Here is a 19,659-nt window from a genome sequence, read left to right as displayed (position 1 = left end):
GCGCGTAGTCGGACGCTCGGGTGTTGCCTGAGCCGTATCGGTTGCACCACCGTGCCGAATTCTCCCGCACGGTGCGCCGCGGTCAGCGAATCGGGAGGCGAGATCTCGTCGTACACGCGCTCACGCACGGGTACGACGATGTCGCCGACGGCGATTCCCTGGTCCGCGTAGGCGGTCCTCGGTTCGGACTGATTGTCAGCAAGGCGGTGGGTAACGCGGTGGTTCGCCACCGGGTGGCCCGCCGCCTGCGTCATATGTGCGCCCAGGTGGTCGACGAACTACCGGTCGGCACCGACGTCGTGATCCGGGCACTGCCCGGTGCCGCTACCGCCGATTCCGCCGAGTTGCTGCGCCAGCTGCGCGCCGGTCTGCGCAAGCTCGGCTTGCGCGCGACACCGGAGCTCGCGCTCGGTCGCACCCCGGCCGGTGAACGGCGATGAGGACCCTCACCCGCCTCCCCGCGAAAGCCTTGATCTCGCTGATCGAGCTCTACCGGACCTATGTCTCCCCCACTCGGATGCCGATCTGCCGGTTCACCCCCACCTGCAGTGAGTACGCGGTGACTGCCTTGCGTACCCGCGGGTTCGTCGTCGGATCGGCGCTCACGGTCGTGCGGCTCGCGAAATGCGCGCCCTGGCACCCTGGAGGGTGGGATCCCGTGCCAGAGCGCGGGTCGAAAGCCTGCACACAGTCATCGCCCGCGCTGATCGGCGATACGAACGACGGGAGTACCTAGAGCCGTGCTCGACATCATCTATTGGCCGGTATCCGCAATTCTGTGGTTCTGGCACAAGGCCTTCGGCTTTGTGTTCGGTGCCGACAGCGGGCTCACGTGGAGCCTTGCCGTGGTGTTCCTGGTCTTCACCCTCCGGCTGGTGCTGTACAAGCCGTTCGTGAAGCAGGTCCGCACCACCAAACAGATGCAAGAGCTGCAGCCCCAGATCAAGGAGCTGCAGAAGAAGTACAAGAACGACCGCGAGACCATGGCGCGGGAGATGCAGAAGCTGCAGAAGGAACACGGCTTCAACCCGCTCATGGGCTGCCTGCCGGTCCTGGTGCAGGTGCCTGTCTTCCTCGGTCTGTTCCATGTGCTGCGCTCGTTCAACCGCACCGGCCACGGCTTCGGTCAGCTGGGCATGTCTGCCTACGACAACGCGCACACCCCGAACTACATCTTCAGCGCGACCGACGTCCAGTCGTTCCTGAGCGCTCGCATCTTCGGTGCGCCGATCGCATCCTTCATCACCGCGCCCGCCAGCGAGATGCAGGCGTTCGCCGATTGGGGCGGTACGCCGACCAAGCTGAACATCGCGATGATCGCGGTTCCGCTGATGATCATCGCCGGTCTCGCGACCCACTTCAACGCTCGCGCATCGGTACAGCGGCAGACGCCCGAAGCTGCCGCCAACCCGCAGGCCGCCATCATGAACAAGCTGTCGCTGTGGGTCTTCCCGCTCGGCGTGATGGTCGGTGGCCCCTTCCTGATGATCGGCATCCTGCTCTACTGGGTGGCCAACAACATCTGGACCTACGGACAGCAGCACCTGGTGTTCGGCCGGATGGAAAAGGAAGACGAAGAGCGCAAGCAGAAGAAGATGGAGCTGCGGTCGCAGAACGCACCAAAGCCCGGTGCCAAGCCGGTCGACGTCCGCAAGAAGCAGGACGCCCCGGCCGATGACGAGCCGTCGGCGAACGGTACCGCGGCGACCAACGGCACCACCCCCAAACAGTCAGCCAAGCAGGGCGGCGGCAAGCGCAGGCCCGGCGGGCAGCAGCGGCCGGGTAACCGTGGCCGTGCGAACCAGAAGCGTAAGCGCTGAGACGCGATCGGATAGAGGGAATCCAATGACTGTTGAGACCGAGACCGACGGAGGGGACGCCACTGTGGCGACAACTGCTGTTGACGTCGTGAACGACGCCGAAGAAGCGTTGATCGAAGAGGGCGAGATCGCGGGCGACTATCTCGAGCAGCTACTCGACGTGCTCGACTTCGACGGCGATATCGACCTCGATGTCGAGGGCGACCGCGCCATCGTGAGCATCGACGGCGGCCGTGATCTGACCAAGCTCGTCGGGCGCAACGGTGAAGTACTCGACGCGCTGCAGGAGCTGACTCGGCTCGCCGTGCAGCAGGCGACCGGAGTGCGTAGCCGGCTGATGCTCGATGTGGCCGGTTGGCGTGCACAGCGCCGGACCGATCTGAGCGAGATCGGCGTCGCCGCCGCGAAGCGGGTGCTCGAGTCGGGCGCGCCCGAGGCGCTGTCGGCGATGACTCCGTTCGAGCGCAAGATCGTGCACGACGCCGTGGCCGATATCGATGGCGTGGCGAGCGAGAGCGAAGGCGTCGAGCCGAATCGTCACGTGGTGGTAGTGCCCGAGTAGGCTTACCCCCGCCGTAACCACGAATGATGTGATTAGGCCTCCGGTCTCGGACCGGGGGCTTTTTCATTGCCCTCAACGGAGAAGGATGTTTCACGTGGAACGAGAACTGGGCACGCCGTCCGACGAGCTGGAACCGCCCGCCGCCGCTGCCCGGGTGTTCGGCGACCGCTTGGACATCGCCCGCCGCTACTACGCGGCGCTGGCGACGGCCGGCGTGGAACGCGGTCTCATCGGCCCCCGCGAGGTTCCCCGGCTGTGGGAGCGCCACATTCTCAACTGTGCCGTCATCGGCGAGCTGATCGATGAAGGCGCTTCGGTGGTCGATATCGGCAGCGGCGCCGGGCTTCCCGGAATCCCTCTCGCGATCGCCCGGCCCGACCTTCGCATCACTCTCGTGGAACCGCTGCTGCGTCGGACGATCTTCCTGAGCGAGTTCATCGAAGAAGTCGGGCTGGATGTCACTGTGGTTCGTGGTCGCGCGGAGCAGTCCGGGGTGATCAAGGAAGCGGGCGGTGCGGATGTCGTTACTTCGCGCGCGGTCGCTCCTCTCGCCAAACTCGCCCACTGGTCGCTCCCCCTTCTCCGCGACCACGGCCGCATGCTTGCTCTCAAAGGAACCAGCGCCGCCGAAGAACTCGAGCGGGATGGTGCTGAGTTGATCCGCGATGGCGCCACCGATCTCCGCGTCGTCGGTTGTGGCGCCGGCATCGTGGAAATACCCACCCTCGTCATCAGTGCCGAACTCCTCCCCCGTGCCGAGCGTCCGACGCGTCGCAGCGAACGGAAGGCCGCCGGGGTAGAGAAGAAGTCTCGGAAGCGTCGCGAATCCTGATCGGCCTGAAATTTCGTCCACCGAGCGGATTCGCATGTTTCGTAACGTGACGAATCGTGCCGAGGGTTGTTGTATGGGCTTGAGGCGGATCTATTTTCGTTAGTTGCGGAGGGGTGTCGCGTTCGCGGAGCGGAAGTGTTTCACGTGGAACACGGACTGTTCCTCGCTGCGGAGATTGATCGGCGGGACGCAACCGAATGATCTCGCGAGGACATGGGTAACTCCTCGGCCACCTCCCAATGGCGACCCGCATCACGCGAGGCCGAAGGAGAACGGCCGCACTACCGGACGGCACGCTGAAGGCTCGGAGAGGCGGAATAGGCGTGTCCTTGTCGGCGTGCCGCGATTCAGCTTTCCTAACTGTCTTGGGGCTGGCAAGCTGTCAGAGTCGGGCGGGAGTGAGCCACCCTCCTCGAGTCTTCGAGTTCTCCACCGACACAGTTTGTTTGTGACGACACGGCGCCGACGTTCGTCGGGGATACGTGATCTGAAGTTTCTCGGGTTAGGAGCAATCTATGTCGAGCGGTCCGGCGAATGTTTCACGGGAAACAGCGTCGCGGGTCCCGGGGATGCTGGATTCCAGCAGCTTCGACGCGGAGACGTTCGGGAATACTCCTTTCGGGCATATCTCCCCGGCCGAGACCCCGATCGCGGCGGAAGCGCAACGCGCCAGCCAGATTCTGCATCCAGGAAAGGTCACTGTGCCGAAACCTCGCGAGCAACGAATCATCACTATCGCCAACCAGAAGGGCGGCGTCGGCAAGACGACTACGACGGTCAATCTCGCTGCGGCGCTAGCGCACCAGGGAATGACGGTCCTTGTGGTCGATCTGGATCCGCAGGGGAACGCGAGTACGGCGCTGGGCGTCGCGCACAACTCGGGTGTGCCGTCCAGCTACGAGTTGCTGATCGGCGAAGTGGCGGTCAAGGACGCGATTCAGGTGAGCCCGCACAGCGAGCGTCTGCTGTGCGTCCCGGCCACTATCGACCTTGCCGGTGCGGAGATCGAACTGGTCTCGATGGTCGCCAGGGAAGGCCGGTTGAAGACCGCGATTCGCGAGGCGAGCATGGTCGGATTCGACATCGATTACGTGTTGATCGACTGCCCGCCCTCGCTGGGTCTGCTCACGGTCAACGCGCTCGTGGCGGCCAAGGAGGTGCTGATCCCGATCCAGTGCGAGTACTACGCGCTGGAGGGTGTCGGCCAGTTGCTGCGCAATATCGGGCTGGTGCAGGCGCACCTCAACCCGGAACTACACGTGTCGACCGTCCTGCTGACGATGTACGACGGCCGGACCAAGCTGGCCGATCAGGTTGCCGAGGAGGTGCGCAACCACTTCGGCGACGTGGTCCTCAAGTCGATGATCCCGCGCAGCGTGAAGGTCTCGGAGGCGCCGGGCTACGGGATGACCGTGCTCGATTACGATCCAGGCTCCCGCGGTGCGATGAGTTACATGGACGCGGGACGCGAGCTCGCCAGTCGTGCGCAGCTGAAGCAAGACGCGTCGTAGCGTGAGTTGGAACGAGGAAGGGATCGGTAGCCGATGAGTCAGGCGAAAAAGGGCGGTCTCGGTCGCGGGTTGGCCGCATTGATCCCGACGGGTCCGGCCGTGGCGCCGGGCTTGAGTAGTGCCGCGGCGAGCGTGATCGGCATCAACCCGATCGGCCCGCAGCCCGCCGAGGCATTCCTGCATCGGGTCCCGGACGCCGAGCCGGAACCCGAGCCCGAAGCCGAACTGGTCTCCCCCGGCAGCGCGGTGTACCGCGAGATCCCGGCCGATCAGATCAAGCCGAACCCGAAGCAGCCGCGGCAGGTCTTCGAAGAAGACGCACTCGCCGAGCTGGTGCACTCGATTCGCGAGTTCGGGCTCATGCAGCCGATCGTCGTGCGTCGCGTCGAACCGGGCGTCGACAAGTTCCAGTTGGTCATGGGCGAGCGCCGCTGGCGCGCGTGCCAGGAGGCCGGACTCGCCACTATCCCGGCGATCATCCGCGACACCGACGACGGCTCGATGCTGCGTGACGCGCTGCTGGAGAACATTCACCGCGTGCAGCTGAACCCCCTCGAAGAGGCGGCGGCCTATCAGCAGCTGCTCGAGGAATTCGATGTCACCCACGAGGAGTTGGCTTCGCGAATCGGTCGATCCCGGCCGGTGGTGACGAATATGATTCGCTTGCTGAAGCTGCCGATTCCGGTGCAGCGTCGGGTGGCCGCCGGGGTGCTCTCGGCCGGACACGCCAGGGCGCTGCTCGGCTTGGATGCCGGCGCGGACGCACAGGAAGTATTGGCGGCGCGGATCGTCGCCGAAGGGCTGTCGGTTCGGTCTACCGAGGAAGCGGTGCAACTCGCGAATCGCGAGCCCTCGCCGACCGCTCCCCCGGCGCCGAAACGCAAACCGATCCACATGCCGGGACTGCAGGATGTTGCCGAACGACTCTCGGGGTCTTACGACACCAGGGTCACGGTCAGCCTCGGTAAGAACAAGGGCAAGATCGTTGTCGAGTTCGGTTCCGTCGAAGATCTCGAGCGCATTGTGGCGCTGATGGAGCAAGTCGGCCCCGAAACGTCACTGTGACTGAAAGAGGCGGCACGTACTGTGGATAGTGATGTGGCGTGAGCGTGGATGAATCCGATAGCTGGAGGCTGAACAGAGCAGTGTCGACCAGCGTCACGGCGTTGACTCTCGACGGGCTCGGTCAGCTCCCGGCGCACACCCGACGGTGTGTGTTCTGGGAGCTCGACCCGGCCGTCGCCGCCGACTCGCACGCGTTCAGCGATCCGGTCTTCGAAAAGGAAGCCTGGCTCTCGACGGTGATGCTCGAGTGGGGTTCGTGCGGGCAGGTGGCCCACGTGGAGAACACCCTCGCGGGCTGCGCGCTGTACTCGCCTCCGAGTGCGGTGCCGCGTTCCGCGCTGTTCCCTACCTCCCCCGTGAGCCCGGACGCGGTCCTGCTGACCACGCTGCAGGCCGAATTCCCCTATGACGAGGCCGATGTAGCCCATCGCCTGGTTCAGGCCGTGGTGGCCGATCTGGTGCGTCGTGGCGTGCGGGCGCTGGAGGCATTCGGCATTCGCAACGGCCCACCGTCGAGTTCGGTGGCCGATCGGGGTTTCGGATCGTCGATGCGGTTGATGGAACGGATCGCGGCGCCACTGCGCGACCCGTCCTCCGCGACCCGGTGCACTCCCGAAACCTGCATGATCGACGCGGATTTCCTCGCCGAGGTCGGTTTCGAAGTGGTGGCCCCGCATCACCGCTTCCCCCGCCTGCGGCTGGAGCTCAACTCCGATCACGGCTGGAAGGAAGACGTCGAGCGAGCACTCGACCAACTCCTCGCAGCTGCCTCGATGGAACCACCGTCGCGCGTCGGCGTGCTCTGACCCGAGACAACAAGAACGGCCCCGCGGAAACCGCGGGGCCGTTGGTCTTTGACGAAGCTAGACGCGTGGGGCCGGAACGTGGCCCGCGTCGGCGGCAGCGAGTTCTTCGGCGAGTAGCTCGGCGAAGGTGTAGGTGCCGGTGGGCTGGTCGTCCTGGCCGAGTAGGTAGAGCCGCTTCACCGAGATGAGAATCGCTTCGGCGATCACATCGCGCATGCGCGGGTTGGTGAGCACCGAGGCGTCGTAGTCGTTGGTGAGGTAGCCGAGGTCGACCTGGACGGTCGGCATCTTGGTCAGACGCAACAGGTCCCAGGTGCGCTGATGAGTCCGGCAGTCCTGCACCGAGGTTCGGGCAACCACTTCGCGCTGGATGAAGCCGGCGAGCACCTGACCGATCATCGAGACCGAACCGTGGGAGTTGCCGAAGTAGAAGCCGGCCACTCCCTTCGCGGACGGGTTGTCACTCGTCGCGCAGCGCAGCGAGATCATCAGATCGGCATCGAAGGCGTTGGAGGTATCGGCGCGTTCGACATCGGTGGGGTTGGCGCCCCATGGCCGGGACAGGAAGGTTTCCATGCCCGTGGCGGCCATCCGGCCCTCGAGTCGGGAAGCCAGATCCCACAGGATCTCCGACTCGTAGACGTCGCCGAATTCGGTAGGCACCGCGAAACCCTTGTCGGTGCCGCCGAATCCGGGATCGATGACGATCCGCTTGCCGGTGAGCTGCGGACCTGCCCGGTGCACCACTTCCTCTTCGGCGATGCGGTGCGGGTTGCCGCCGGTGACGCGCGCGCCGAGCAGATCCAGCGAGCGCAAGGTGTCGGGCCCGCAGATACCGTCGGCGGACAGACCGATTTCGCGCTGGAACGCACTGAGCCCGTCGTGGGTGTGCGGACCGAAGTGCCCGTCCACCCGGTACACGTAGAAGCCGAGGTCCTGCAGCTTGCGCTGCAGGGTGGCCACGTCGTCACCGTAGAGCGGTGCCGACAATTGGTAGATCAACGTGCGAGCACCCAGCCGGTAGGAGGCTTCCTTCAGCGCGCGGTAGGTGGCCGGACCGACCACCCCGTCGACGAGGAGACCGCGCTGCTGCTGGAACGCGCGGGTCGCCGAATCGAGGGGCCGATCGAACACCGCCTCGGTGTCTTTCCAATACTCCGGGCCGTCGGTGGATTCGACGTGCGGGAGATGCAGGAAGCCGAGGCTTGCGAGGGTGCTCCGAACCTCTGCGACGGCTGGTCCTGAATCGCCGTGACGAAGTCGGTGCATGCGTGAGAGCCCTTTCCTTCGGCCGGAGCGTGGCGTCAATTGTCGCAGACCCGGGCCGCTTTGCGGGAATCCCGGGTCCAGGCATCCTACGGCGCGTCGGCCGGTAGGAGACGCTTTTATCGGATGCTCTGTGTTAGATGAGGCCTTCGAGTTCGCGCAGCAGTGCCGCCTTGCCCTTGGCGCCGACGATCTGCTTCACCGGCTTGCCGCCCTGGAACAAGATCATCGTGGGCAGCGAGAGGATCTGGTAGTCGCGGGCGATGCCGGGGTTGGCCTCGGTGTCGAGCTTGGCGATGGTCAGCTTGTCGGCGTGGGTGCCCGCGATCTCCTCCAGCACGGGGGCGACCATCTTGCACGGGCCGCACCAGTCGGCCCAGAAGTCGACGAGCACCGGCTTTTCGCTGAGCAGGACGTCATCAGCGAAGGACTGGTCGGTGACGGTGATGGTGTTGGCGCTGTCGGCCATGGGTGTATCTCCTTGAATCAGTTGGTGCGCACGGCGGCCGGGCCGTCGGCGTGGTCGAGCGTGTTGGCGGTGATGTCGCCCTGCTCGGCGAGCCAGCGTTCGGCGTCGATCGCGGCGCGGCAGCCGGTGCCCGCGGCGGTGATCGCCTGCCGGTAGGTGTGGTCGACGAGATCGCCCGCGGCGAACACGCCTGCCACGTCGGTGGCGGTACCCGGATTGGTCACCTGCACATAGCCCTCGCCGTCGAGTGCGATCTGGCCCTTGACGAGTTCGCTGCGCGGGTCGTGGCCGACGGCGACGAACAGCCCGGTCGCGTCGAGCTCGGACTCCTCGCCGGTGCGGGTGTCGCGCAGGGTGAGGCTGGTGACGCTCTTCTCACCGTTGACCTTCACGACCTCGGAGTTGAGCTGGAACTTGATCTTCTCGTTGGCCTTGGCGCGCTCGAGCATGATCCGGGAGGCACGGAACTCCTCACGGCGGTGCACGATGGTGACGCTCGCGGCGAACTTGGTGAGGAAGGTCGCTTCCTCCATGGCGGAGTCACCGCCGCCGACCACGACGATGTCCTGGCCCTTGAAGAAGAAACCGTCGCAGGTGGCGCAGGCGCTCACCCCGCGGCCGAGCAAGTCCTGCTCCCCCGGCACGTTCAGGTAGCGCGCGGCCGAGCCCATCGCGAGGATGACGGCGTAGGCCTCGAAGGTCTCGTCACCGACGGTGACCTTCTTCACCGGGCCGGACAGATCGATCGCGTCGACGTCCTCGGTGCGCAGCTCGGCGCCGAAGCGCTTGGCCTGGTCGCGCATCTGCTCCATGAGGTCGGGACCCATGATGCCGTCGCGGAAACCGGGGAAGTTCTCCACCTCGGTGGTGGTCATCAGGGCGCCACCGAACTGGGTGCCCTCGAAGACCAGCGGCGAAAGCTCCGCGCGGGCGGCGTATACGGCCGCCGTGTAGCCGGCGGGTCCTGAGCCGACGATGATCAGGTCGCGAACTGGCGTGCTCATAGGGCCCTTCCGAAAAAGCAATCTGGGGACGTGTCAGTCAACAACACCCTAATCGGTGTTGTTCCCTGTGTTCATTCTGCGGCGGGTGCCGCGGTTCTCGGCTTCGCCCGGCCAGGAGTACGGGTCAGTTCAGCCGATGTCACGCAGGGTGAGCTGTTCGGGGGTGCCGGTGGTGCAGCCGGTGCCGACAACGAGAGCGGTGATGGTGGGGGCCTCGACGCCCTGGACGAGGACGAGAACGGCGTCGGAGCCACGGAAGGTGATATTCGACGCTCCGAGCACTGCCCGGTCGATGCCGTTGGCTTGCACACAGCGGGTGAGTGCGGCGTCGTCGGCCAGCGGGCCGATCACGTCGCGTTTGCCCAGTGCGCGCAGTGCGGCGGCGGTGGTGAGTTCGTCGTCGGCCGCCGGTTCGGTGAACGGCGCGGCGGTGGGGGTGCCCTCGGTGGTGTCGAATGTGCTGAACACGGCACCGGCCCCCGCCAGGACGGCCACCGCGGCGGCGGCCGCGGCTAGTAGCCCCAGTCGGCGCCGGGAACGGTAGCGGTCCAGCGAGATCGGGGCCGCGCCGGCGGTTGGCTCGGCGGGAGGTGCCTCGGGAACGACCGACAGCGGTGTGATTCGGTCGGTCGGCCCGTCCCCCGCGTCGAGTTGGGCGACGAAACGGAACATGCGGTCGGCCACGTCGTCGGGCATGCGGTGCATGACCCGCTCGTCGGTGGCGAGCGTGCGGAGGTGGGTGTTCACCTCGTCGAGCTTGTTCAGGTAGTGCAGCGCGTCTACGTCGGTGCGGACCACGGGCCACAGTTGCTCGCGCAGTTCGGGCGCGAGATTGTCGGCATGCAGATCGGCCAGCAGTTCCGACGGGAACGGAGGCTGCGGCACGGATCGAGACACCTCGCACCTCCCCTGTTCTGTCGATATCGGATCGCAGGATTTACATCGCTGACTTGTTCGTCACTATTAATGACGCATCCCGACTACATCCGGTTCCCTGGATCCCGGAAAAATTCCAAACGTTCTTGCAAACGTACGCGCGCTCGGGCGCATCGGCTCTTGATCGTGCCCGGCGCCACGCCGAGCGCAGCGGCGGTTTCGGCGACGCTGCGACCTTCCATCTCGGTCATCACCAGCGCCAACCGCTGTTCGTCAGGGAGGGTGAACAACGCTTCGCTCACAACGGTGGACAGTTCATAGTGAGCAAACGCATCATGCGGGTCGATCGCCTCTGGCATGGTGTCGGGCAGGATCGAGACGGCGCGACGGGTCTTGTTGCGCCGGATCCGGTCGAGGCAGGCATTGACCACGATGGCGTGCAGCCAGCTGCGCACCTCGGATTCGGCACGGAACGAGCCTGCGGTGCGATGGGCCGAGAACAGGGCGTCCTGCAGGCAGTCGGCGGCGTCCTCGCGGTTGTAGGAGGTGCGCAGCGCGGTCTGCCAGAGATGGTCGGAGTGCCTGCGCAGCAGTTCGGCGAAGACGTGCGGTTCCCCGCGCACGTGGGCGGCCAGCAATTGCTTGTCGCTGCCGTTCTCCAGGAACGAGCGGACGCTGGGCGCGACCTGCCGCGGTGGCACACCGCGGACTTGCTCGTTGACATCCGGCGACAAAACTGACCCCTTGGACAGCGCTCATTACGGCGACTTCAAGTCGGCGAAACAAGCCCGATCCATCACCTGACTACTACGCGGCGTCCAGGATCGACGTCGACAAATCCTGGGTAACTCCCAACCGAGAGCGCGCAGGGATCATATCGTTGATAACAATTACGCACCAACCGGACCGCGGTTCGATGAAGATCGGCGACGGGCCCAGAAATGATCGACCACCTGCGTCGATAGGCCAGAAACGAGGTCGACGAGCGCGCGGGACTTGTCCACGCGGTACACCGCTCAGGCCGGAGGTGGGAGGGGTGCGGTCCGGGTTTTACGGACTAAGGGGCCGCGTCGAAGCGGACGTCGGCGATCGCGGTCTGGAACTGACCGCCCGAATTCGCCAGTCCGGTAATCCACACGAGCACGAAACGAGCGGCCTGATCGGTCTGCACGGCGATATCGGTGACCCCGTCACCGAGCTTGGCCGAACCGATCAGCTGGGTCTGGTCGAGGGTGGGCGCCTCGGTGGGCGAGGTGCGGATCTCGACGGTGCTCCCCGCGCTGGGCGAGGTGATCGACACATTGGTCAGCTTCGCCGGCGTCGGCAGCGTGGCCAGCAGCCCCACGCCCTTCTTGAGGGCGGGGAACTGCTGGAAATACTGATCGGTGCGCCACACCGTCGTCGCGTTGTGGTCGAGCACCGCGCCCGCCGCCGCGGCGCCATCGGGCGTGCCCTCCGGGGAGAACACCGCGGCACCGGTGACCGGCACCGGCACACTCGTCGGCGGTGCCGCGGGGTCATCGGCGGGCGGTGCCGACGCCGCGGGCGGCGGCGCCACACTCGAGGTGAGCCCGATATTGATCTGCTGGTCCAGCGGCTTGTCCGACGCGCCGGGCGCGAAGATGCTGACCATCCACCAGATCAGCACGCCGACCACCAGCGCCGCGAGCACGCCGAGGGCGACCATGATCCACATCATCCGCTTGGAGCGTTCCCGCTCGGCGGCGAGCAGTTCCGGGTCGGCGAGCGAATCGGCACCGGGGGCCACCGCCCGCTGACCCAGCCGTAAGACCGGAATGAAGTCGGTCTTCTGGTCGACGACCGAGGCCTGCTCGAGCACGTGCTGCACGGTGGCAGCGGTGCGCACGCCCTTGTTGGATTCCAGCGAGCGAACCGCGACGGCCGAGATCTCGAACGGCACCTCCGGCCGGATCTGCCGCGGCTCCACCGGGGTGCCGTCGGGCCCGAAATCGGCCAGTCTCAGCCCGCCGATGGTGGCCGCCGAGCCGGTGACGCCGCCGACGCGAATCGGCCAGCGTGCGGTGATCAGGGCGTAGAGCATCGCGCCGAGGCCACGCACATCGCCCTGGGCGTCGGAATCACCGAGCGTGCCGGGGAACGCCAGGACGGCGTCACCGGAGGCACTGATCCGGATCCGATCGGGGTGATCGATCGACAGCGAGCCGCCGCCACGGTGGGCGAGTTCGGCCGCCGAGGCGAGTGCCCTGATGGCCCTGGCCGCGCCGATCGGCGACGGCACGGTCTCGGCCATCTCGCGCAGCGAACGGCCGGGGGTCCACTCGGCCACGACGATGCCACCGGAGCTGCCGCGAACCACGTCCAGGACCCTGGCGAGGCCGGGCGAATTGATCCGGCCGAGTCGCAGGGTGCGCGACAGCACCGCCTGCGGGCCGTCGTGACCGGAGTTCTCGCTGGAGGTCTGATCGGCGTCGACGAAGGTCAGCGCGACCTCACGATCGAGCTTGATATCGAGTGCCTGCCAGAACCTCAGCCCACGCGCACCGCCGTGACCGGCCAGCAGCCGGTACCGGCCGCCCGCGACGGACGCGCCGGGGATGAGCTTGGGGCCGCGCTGCGCACGGTTGGCCGCGGCGTTCTGCGGCACCTGGGGTGGGATCGGCAACATGCCGGTGTCGTATGTCGGATCGTGCGGCGGCATGGCCGAACGCGCGTCTTCGTCGTGCGTATCGCGTTCGTCGGGCGCGTCGGTATGCTCGGAATCCGTCGAGTTCGGCGCATCGGGCCCGACCTCGGTGGACATTCCTGCTGCCGCGCGCGCCGCAGAATCAGCGGCCGGGACGCCGCCCACCGCGTCATCGCTCACCCTCGGTCCTCCTTCGGCCTGAAAACCCGTGTCGGTCTGCGGAACAGCGTACGGGAACTGTGCTTTACCGGTGCTGTCAACAGCACCCGGTCGGATGATGGGCAGAACCATGGTCTGAGTGTCCAAAGACTGCCCATAAGCGGGGAATCCGTAGGTATCGGGACGGCGCAGGACGGTGGTCGCGTAGATGTCGTCGGCCGGGGTGTCGTCGAGCCCGAGATCCGGCGCGGGCGGGGTGATACCGAGCTTGCGCGAGATCGCGACGGTGATGGCGACGACCTCGGGGATACCGGCCAGACGCATCAGGCCGAACGCCACCGAGAACATGACCAGCGCATCGATGACGACGCGCAGCAGCGAGCCCGCGCCACCCGAGACACCGTCGAGTCCGGTCACCGTATCGACGATCAGCATCACCGCGCCGCCGGCGATCGAGGCGAGCAACACTCTGGTCACAGTTCGGCCGACATTGATCATGCGCAAGTCGCCGAGACTGCGGTGCAGCAGCACGCCGCCGATCACGGCGCCCGCGGTGAAGCCGAGGCCGGTGGCGACACCGAGGATGATCACCACGTCGTCGCTGTCGCGGGCGATGACCGGTGCCAGTGCCGAGATCAGGATCTTGATCGTCGTGATGCCGAGGATGATCCAGGTCGGTGTCCATGCCTGCTCGCGCGCGTAGAACACCCGCAAATGAATGAGCACGAGCGAATACGGGATGAGCGAGAACGCCGACCAGCTCACGGCATCGCCGAGCCGTTCGGCGTCCCCGGCGAATCGCGCGTAGCCGTAGAGCGCCTGGCCGATCTCCGGGCCCGCGAGGGTCATAAAGGTGACGATCGGGATCATCGCGATCATCGTGAGGCGCGTGGCTACGGACAGGTCGTCGACCACCGCGGGCGTGTCGTCGTCGGCGGCGCTGCGGCTCAGCCTCGGCATGATCGCGGTGAGCAGGGTTACTCCGATGACGCCGTAGGGCAGCTGCAACAGCGCCCATGCGTTCGCGAAGATCGCGGGACCCGCTTCGTCGGCCGAGGAGGCGATGTTGTTCGCGACCACCAAGCCGACTTGGCTGATCAGCACGTACAAGATGATCGCGATGCCCATCTTGCCGAACTGCTTGAGGCGCGCGTCGATGCCCCACAGCGGACGCAAGTTGATCCCGTGCCTGCGGATCGCGGGCAGCAGACAGAGCGCCTGTGTCGCTACGCCCGCGGTGATACCGAGGCCGAGAACCAGCAGTTTCGGATCGCTCATCCGCACCGGATCGAGGGTGATCTCGCCGGGTGTCAGCGCGTAGACCGCCAGCACTGTCAGCGCGACCACGTTGTTCATCACGGGGGCCCACGCACCCGGCTTGAACGCATGTCTGGTGTTGAGGATCGCGGTGAACAACGCCGACATGCCGTAGAAGAGGAGCGCCGGTGCCAGTAGGTAGGTCAGCGCGACGGTCAGGTTCGTGTTCACCTTGCCGTCGGCGGAGACAAGTACGTGACCGGCCAGGATCGGCGTGGCCGCCAAGGTCAGCACGGTGGCGACGAACAGCACAGTGAAGGCCGCTGTCACCAATCTGCGCACGAACGCGGCGCCGTTGTCGTCGTCCTCCTGCTCGGCGCGAATCAAGGTCGGCACGACGATGGCGGTCAGCACGGCGCCGAGGACGAGCTCGGCGATCATATTCGGGATCAGGTTCGCGGAGATGAACGCGCTGGCAATGGCCGGACCGAGCACCGTCAGCAGCAGCAGTTGCTTGGCGAACCCGGTGATCCGGCTGATCAGCGTCGCAACCGCGATCGAACCCGAGTCCTTGAGCAGCTTCGCGTTGGCACTCATCGGTGTGCCGCCCGCTTTTTCAGCAGAAGCAGGTTCGGCCGCCACCTTCTTCGGCCGGGCGATGACCTGAGTCCGCTCCGCCGACCGATCACCAGCAGGCGAACCGCCCGCGCCCCGGCCGCGCTCGCCGAATCCAGCGCCTGCCCGACGCCCATCTCGCGCGAGATCCGCGGCGGGCATACCGGGAAAACTCGCACGCGGCGGCACCGGCCGCCCCTGCTCCGGGGAACCCGGTCGGCGCCCGCCTGCCTGCTCCGGGGAGTTCTGTCGGCGCATACCGGCCTGATCGGGCCGATCCTGTCTCGGAATGGCGCCGGACTGCGCACCACGCGGCGGGACCGGGCGTTGCTGGGGGAACTCGCCCGAAGGGTTCGGTCCGGGCCGCCGCGGGGCTAACCCGTCCTGTCCGGCGCCGGGGCGCTGCTGTTGCGGGAATTCACCTGAACGCCCGGCGGAACCCGAGCCGGGGCGCTGCTGTTGCGGGAACTCACCCGAACGACCGCCGGAGCCCGAGCCAGGGCGTTGCTGCTGGGGGAATTCACCCGAACGACCGCCGGAACCTGAGCCGGGGCGTTGCTGCTGGGGAAACTCACCTGAGCGCCCTGCGGAACCGGGCGCTCGGCGTTGCTGTGGAGGCACGGGGCGACCGTCGGGGTCGTATGCGGCTGGACGAAGTGGCTCGCCGGCGCGGCCGGGCGGGCCGGCAGGGTGCTGTGGTGCGCCGGAAGGGCCGACTACGCCGGGGCGCTGGGACGGTACAGGGCGTTGCTGCTGCGGGAATTCACCCGAGCGATTCGCCGGGCCGGGCGGCTGTTGACGGGGGTTCGGGACCTGTCCGGGCCGCTCGCCGTGCGGCGGACGTTGCGGATCCGGGGAGCGATAGCCGCCGGGCGGTTGGGGCGCACCGGGTCGGCCCGGTCCGGCGCGGTGTCCAGCGGGCGGTTGGTCCGGTCCGGGGCGGTATCCGGGCGGCGGTTCAGGGCGATAGGCCGGCTGACCCGGCGGCATGGCGGGGCGGGGGGTGCGCTGAGCCGAGGGCGGCACCGGTGCGCCCGGGTCGGCGGAACCCGGCCGGTAACCGGTCTGATCGAAGGGGGGCTGAGGTTCGGCACCGGATCGCTCTGCGGGATGACGTGGGCCGGCATCAGGATGACGAGGCATCGCCCGCGGATCGAACCCTGGATCACCGGGACGCCCGTCTCGGGGGGCGGCGAAGTCGGGTCGATGACCGGGAGCACCAGGGCGACCCGGCCGATCCACGGGTGGCGCAGCCTCGTCGCGATCGGCGTCCTGCCCGGCCGTCATCCCACGTTCCCACGGTGCGCTGGGAGCCCGGCGCAGGGTCGGGTCGTCGTCGTGGTCACGCCGATGAGCGGAATCATCGTCGCCCATCATGCCTCCTGTACCCGGCGTGACCCGCGAATCCCGCCGGTCCGATGAGCGTTTCGCTCACCAGTGCCACTCTCGTCCTTGTCTGTCATGGTGCCCTGACCGCGCGTCAGGCGCGGGCGTTCACTGCCGCTGCAGTCGCTGACGTGCGCGCCGCAGCCGACCCGCCCGTTCCACCGTCTCGGGGGTGAACCCTTCGTCGGCGGGGTCGGGTTGCCCGCGGAACCGCCGCAGCAGGCGGCGCCCAGCCAGCAGCAACAGCAGTATCGCGGCACATGCGGTAATTATGGCCAGCGCCTGACCGTAGGCGTTCGAGCGCACCGAGACCGACGTCGCCTCTCCTAGCGCTATCCCGTCCGGGGTGGTAAGGGCGATCGGAATCACCAGCTTACGGCTGTCGCTCACCTCGGTCGGAATCTGGAACGACCGGGTACCGGACGGCGGAAGCAGCTGTTCGCCGATATCGGTGATGTTCGTCTCGGCAGGCGCTTCGATTCGGAACATCACCCGGATGGCGACGGGCAGTTCATTGCGCGCCACCAGCAACAACGGGCTCTGCTCGGAGGCCAGCGTGTACACCCCGCCCGGCGGCAGCACCGAGACGGCGGAGAACATCGTGTCCAGTTCGTCGGTCGCTTGATCGATGCGTCGTAGGGCGTGCAGGTCGGCGAGTGTGTCGTTGTCGCCCCTGCGATCGGACAGGCTCAGCGCGCGCAGCAGATCCTCGCGCGCCGGGGTCAGGAACGCGTGCGGTGTGAGCTCGGATTCGGGCAGTTCGACCAGTGCGCGCATCAGTTCGGTCACCCGCGCACCTTGGGCGTGAATCGGTGCGATGAACTCGTCCGGCGCGGCGTCCTGGGCGGCGCGTGGCAGATACTCCAGTGCGAACGGTCGCGGATCGGGTGCCTGGGCGACGAGGTCGGCGAAGGCGCGCGGGCTCGCGAGGTTGTTGCGGGTGAGCAGTTCGACCTGCTTGAGCAGCGCGACGCCCTCCTCCCGGCTGGCACTCCACTGCTGCGGCGGCATCAGCAACTGCGATCGCGGCCGGTCCGGCGACGGATTGAGCGCGCTCCACGCCATCGCGCCGAGCGCGTCCTGCAATCGGGCCGCCCGCGAGTCATGGGTGACGTCGAAACGCACCTTCGACGGGGTGAACGACGGTGTCGGCGGGCTCGAACCGACCGCGGCCAGCGCGGTCGCCGACCAGATATCGAAGGTGGTCACGTGCAGCGCGGGATCGGTTCCCACGGCGGCACCGGCGGGCGGCTCGACGCTCACACCCGGCACCCGCACGACATCGGGCGCGGGCTGTTCCCCACCCACGACGACACCGGGCGCGAGCGTGGTCGGCGCGGAGGTGAGCGCGTTGTCGGTATCGGCAGGCGACCCGTCGCCCGACACCGCCGTACCGGCCAGCACCGCCGTCCCGTATCCGTGCCGGCGCAACAACTGCCCGGCCGGATCGTCGATGCTGCCCGCGTCGGGCAGGCTCACCCCGCGCAACGACTGCGTGCCGAGGATCGAGTCCACTACATCGGCGGGCGCGAGCAGCGCCCGCGCCGACAGCCCCGGATCGTTCACCGCGGCCAGCGCGGACAGGTCGACCTGCGCGAACGGCAAGGCCACCGTGCACATCGAACCGGCCAGCGCGCGCAACCGGTCGAGCCAGGCCTGCGCGTTCGCCGCCCCGGTCCCCTCCCTGGTCGCGCCACTCGGATCCGACGGACTCGCCAGCACCCGATAGCCGCGCGTCATCGTCTGCACGGTCGAGACGAGGTCGGGATCGATGGCGATACACACCGATCCGGCCACACCCTTGTCTTTGCCCGGCGTCGGCGCCACCGACTCCAGCGCGGCGACGAGCTGTTCGAGGCGTCCGCCCTTGCCGACCGAGGCCGCCAGTTCGTCATCGAGCAGTTCGACTTGGCCGTTCACCGCGCCGGGTTTACCCGCGACCATGCGCGGCCGGTCGGCCAGCGGCCAGATCATCGTGGTCGCGACGGGTGATGCGTCCGGCGGTGCCCCGACCGGTGGATTCAAGTCGTCGGTGCCGGGCAGCCCCAGCACGGGGAGCAGGAAGCGCGCGTCGTCGAGCCTGGCCTGGTTGCCGTAGGCGGGTTCGCCGTTGACGTTGAGCAGCAGCGGGTACACACCGGGATCGGTCAGTCCGAGCGAGGCCTCCGAGCCGGCGCGCAACGCGATACTCACCGAGAACTGTTTGCGCTGACCGGGACTCAACTGCGGCGCCACATCCTGGAACGGACCGGTCACCTCGTAGTTCACCTGGTCCAAGCGCAGCGAACTACGCAACCCGCTCGGCGAATCAATCGCGGCCGCCCGCTGGATTCGCACGCTCACATCGTCGACGACCCGGTCGCCGATATTGGTGACCGTGCCCGACACGGTCAGCTTCGGGTCGCTGCCGGTGGTGACCGTGCCCGGCGCCACCGCGTCCAGGGTCAGCTTGAGAAACTTCGGCGTTCCCGACCCGTCCGCTTGAGCGTGCGCGACCGCGGGCAGCAGCGTCATCGAACCCAAGATGGTCAGGACCGCCGTGATCAGCCGGATCAGTCCACCCGTCATCGCTTGCCGGTCTCCATCCGGTCGATCAATCGATTCGCCACTTCGGCCAGCCGCCGTTCGTCGGCGTAGGCCAATCGGGAATCCAACTCGCTCAATGGAACCCACGCAACCTGGGTGACTTCGACATCGGCATCGGACAGCTCACCACCGAGACATCGCAGCAGGAAATGGTGCACGGTCTTGTGTACCCGTCTGCCCTCGGTGACGAACCAGTAATCGATACTGCCGAGTTCGGCGACTACTTCGCCGTCGATCCCGGTTTCCTCGGCGACTTCGCGGATCGCGGTCTGCTCGGAGGTCTCGCCCTGCTCGATGTGTCCTTTGGGCAGCGACCACAGCAGTCGGCCGCGTCTATCTGTGCGGCCGATCAGGGCGGCGGTGCGCTGGTCTTTAGGGCCGTCGAGGCCTTCCACGACCAGCCCGCCTGCCGAGGTTTCCCGGACGGTGCGCATGCGGGGTTTGCCGGCAGTGTTCGCCGAACCGCGCCGCCGCGGCTGGCGGCGTCGACTGTTCGCGCGATCGGCCGGAGGAGACACCTCGCCAGCTTAGCTGTGCATATTGAGTGCGGGCGCGGTCGAGGGTGCGGGGTTGGGATTTGTTGTTCGGTAGTCACGGGAGGTGTGTGCGGAACTGGCTATTGGTAGGTGGGGTTGGTAAGGGATGACCAGGGTTTGGTAGTCCCAGGGCTGTATACGCTGTGTTTTTGGCGCGCTGGCGCGCGCGTGTCCGCGGCCCTGAGGGGCCGCCGATCAGGGCTCGAGACTAACGCCTTCGGCGTAGCGCTTTCGAGCCCTGATC

At 67.1% G+C, this 19,659-nt stretch carries 16 protein-coding genes; 8 read left to right on the top strand and 8 right to left on the bottom strand.

Annotated elements, in window-relative coordinates; translation table 11 throughout:
- Positions 1-20 precede the first annotated feature (20 nt).
- The 8 genes from rnpA (at position 21) to ACFXKN_RS09025 (ending at position 6,596) form a co-directional block, all read left to right on the top strand.
- Positions 21-440: a ribonuclease P protein component gene (gene rnpA, locus ACFXKN_RS09060; protein ID WP_378947218.1), complete on the top strand. Its 420-nt coding sequence runs from the start codon at positions 21-23 to the stop codon at positions 438-440.
- The gene (gene yidD, locus ACFXKN_RS09055; RefSeq protein ID WP_378947221.1) at positions 437-736 is read left to right on the top strand and encodes a membrane protein insertion efficiency factor YidD; all 300 of its coding nucleotides are present in this window, start codon (positions 437-439) and stop codon (positions 734-736) included. The genes rnpA and yidD overlap by 4 nt, the downstream gene beginning before the upstream one ends.
- A 4-nt stretch (positions 737-740) precedes the next feature.
- Positions 741-1,820, top strand: coding sequence for a membrane protein insertase YidC (gene yidC / locus ACFXKN_RS09050; RefSeq protein ID WP_378947224.1), 1,080 nt, complete (start codon positions 741-743; stop codon positions 1,818-1,820).
- Between the two features lie 25 nt (positions 1,821-1,845).
- A complete protein-coding gene (locus ACFXKN_RS09045) occupies positions 1,846-2,382 on the top strand; it encodes a R3H domain-containing nucleic acid-binding protein (RefSeq protein WP_266294803.1) in 537 nt (178 codons plus the stop codon).
- A gap of 85 nt (positions 2,383-2,467) precedes the next feature.
- On the top strand, positions 2,468-3,214 hold the full coding sequence (rsmG, locus tag ACFXKN_RS09040; protein ID WP_378947227.1) for a 16S rRNA (guanine(527)-N(7))-methyltransferase RsmG: 747 nt from the start codon (positions 2,468-2,470) through the stop codon (positions 3,212-3,214).
- 515 nt (positions 3,215-3,729) lie between these two features.
- Positions 3,730-4,725 carry a ParA family protein gene (locus ACFXKN_RS09035; protein WP_378947230.1) on the top strand — a complete coding sequence of 332 codons (996 nt, stop codon included), beginning with the start codon at positions 3,730-3,732 and terminating at the stop codon, positions 4,723-4,725.
- A 33-nt stretch (positions 4,726-4,758) separates the two neighbouring features.
- On the top strand, positions 4,759-5,790 hold the full coding sequence (locus ACFXKN_RS09030; RefSeq protein WP_378947233.1) for a ParB/RepB/Spo0J family partition protein: 1,032 nt from the start codon (positions 4,759-4,761) through the stop codon (positions 5,788-5,790).
- A gap of 80 nt (positions 5,791-5,870) precedes the next feature.
- Positions 5,871-6,596 carry a GNAT family N-acetyltransferase gene (locus ACFXKN_RS09025; RefSeq protein WP_378947236.1) on the top strand — a complete coding sequence of 242 codons (726 nt, stop codon included), beginning with the start codon at positions 5,871-5,873 and terminating at the stop codon, positions 6,594-6,596.
- Positions 6,597-6,653: 57 nt separating this feature from the next.
- Here ACFXKN_RS09025 and ACFXKN_RS09020 read toward each other — a convergent pair whose 3' ends face one another.
- From ACFXKN_RS09020 to ACFXKN_RS08985, 8 genes are all read right to left on the bottom strand, one after another.
- Entirely contained in the window at positions 6,654-7,865 is a 1,212-nt protein-coding gene (locus ACFXKN_RS09020; RefSeq protein WP_378947239.1) for an N-acetylmuramoyl-L-alanine amidase, read from the bottom strand.
- A gap of 133 nt (positions 7,866-7,998) precedes the next feature.
- Positions 7,999-8,331: a thioredoxin gene (gene trxA / locus ACFXKN_RS09015; protein WP_378947242.1), complete on the bottom strand. Its 333-nt coding sequence runs from the start codon at positions 8,329-8,331 to the stop codon at positions 7,999-8,001.
- Positions 8,332-8,348: 17 nt separating this feature from the next.
- Positions 8,349-9,335, bottom strand: a complete 987-nt coding sequence (gene trxB, locus ACFXKN_RS09010) for a thioredoxin-disulfide reductase (protein WP_378947245.1) — start codon at positions 9,333-9,335, stop codon at positions 8,349-8,351.
- Positions 9,336-9,464: 129 nt separating this feature from the next.
- On the bottom strand, positions 9,465-10,220 hold the full coding sequence (locus ACFXKN_RS09005; RefSeq protein ID WP_378947248.1) for a hypothetical protein: 756 nt from the start codon (positions 10,218-10,220) through the stop codon (positions 9,465-9,467).
- Between the two features lie 95 nt (positions 10,221-10,315).
- Positions 10,316-10,912, bottom strand: coding sequence for an RNA polymerase sigma factor SigM (gene sigM / locus ACFXKN_RS09000; RefSeq protein ID WP_378922081.1), 597 nt, complete (start codon positions 10,910-10,912; stop codon positions 10,316-10,318).
- Between the two features lie 356 nt (positions 10,913-11,268).
- The gene (locus ACFXKN_RS08995; protein ID WP_378948187.1) at positions 11,269-14,889 is read right to left on the bottom strand and encodes a murein biosynthesis integral membrane protein MurJ; all 3,621 of its coding nucleotides are present in this window, start codon (positions 14,887-14,889) and stop codon (positions 11,269-11,271) included.
- Between the two features lie 1,512 nt (positions 14,890-16,401).
- Positions 16,402-18,861 carry a DUF6049 family protein gene (locus ACFXKN_RS08990; RefSeq protein WP_378947251.1) on the bottom strand — a complete coding sequence of 820 codons (2,460 nt, stop codon included), beginning with the start codon at positions 18,859-18,861 and terminating at the stop codon, positions 16,402-16,404.
- The gene (locus ACFXKN_RS08985; protein WP_378922054.1) at positions 18,858-19,313 is read right to left on the bottom strand and encodes an NUDIX hydrolase; all 456 of its coding nucleotides are present in this window, start codon (positions 19,311-19,313) and stop codon (positions 18,858-18,860) included. The genes ACFXKN_RS08990 and ACFXKN_RS08985 overlap by 4 nt, the downstream gene beginning before the upstream one ends.
- Positions 19,314-19,659 lie beyond the last annotated feature (346 nt).

The sequence above is a fragment of the Nocardia sp. NPDC059195 genome, assembly GCF_042754695.1.
Lineage (GTDB): Bacteria > Actinomycetota > Actinomycetes > Mycobacteriales > Mycobacteriaceae > Nocardia.
This window is presented reverse-complemented; position numbering and strand designations above follow the sequence as displayed.

Coding starts and splice junctions, on each gene's coding strand:
- trxA (WP_378947242.1), bottom strand. CDS start 8,331: ATGGCCGACAGCGCCAACACCATCACCGTCACCGACCAGTCCTTCGCT.
- yidD (WP_378947221.1), top strand. CDS start 437: ATGAGGACCCTCACCCGCCTCCCCGCGAAAGCCTTGATCTCGCTGATC.
- ACFXKN_RS09030 (WP_378947233.1), top strand. CDS start 4,759: ATGAGTCAGGCGAAAAAGGGCGGTCTCGGTCGCGGGTTGGCCGCATTG.
- trxB (WP_378947245.1), bottom strand. CDS start 9,335: ATGAGCACGCCAGTTCGCGACCTGATCATCGTCGGCTCAGGACCCGCC.
- ACFXKN_RS08990 (WP_378947251.1), bottom strand. CDS start 18,861: ATGACGGGTGGACTGATCCGGCTGATCACGGCGGTCCTGACCATCTTG.
- ACFXKN_RS08985 (WP_378922054.1), bottom strand. CDS start 19,313: ATGCGCACCGTCCGGGAAACCTCGGCAGGCGGGCTGGTCGTGGAAGGC.
- ACFXKN_RS09035 (WP_378947230.1), top strand. CDS start 3,730: ATGTCGAGCGGTCCGGCGAATGTTTCACGGGAAACAGCGTCGCGGGTC.
- rsmG (WP_378947227.1), top strand. CDS start 2,468: ATGTTTCACGTGGAACGAGAACTGGGCACGCCGTCCGACGAGCTGGAA.
- ACFXKN_RS09020 (WP_378947239.1), bottom strand. CDS start 7,865: ATGCACCGACTTCGTCACGGCGATTCAGGACCAGCCGTCGCAGAGGTT.
- ACFXKN_RS09045 (WP_266294803.1), top strand. CDS start 1,846: ATGACTGTTGAGACCGAGACCGACGGAGGGGACGCCACTGTGGCGACA.
- ACFXKN_RS08995 (WP_378948187.1), bottom strand. CDS start 14,889: ATGAGTGCCAACGCGAAGCTGCTCAAGGACTCGGGTTCGATCGCGGTT.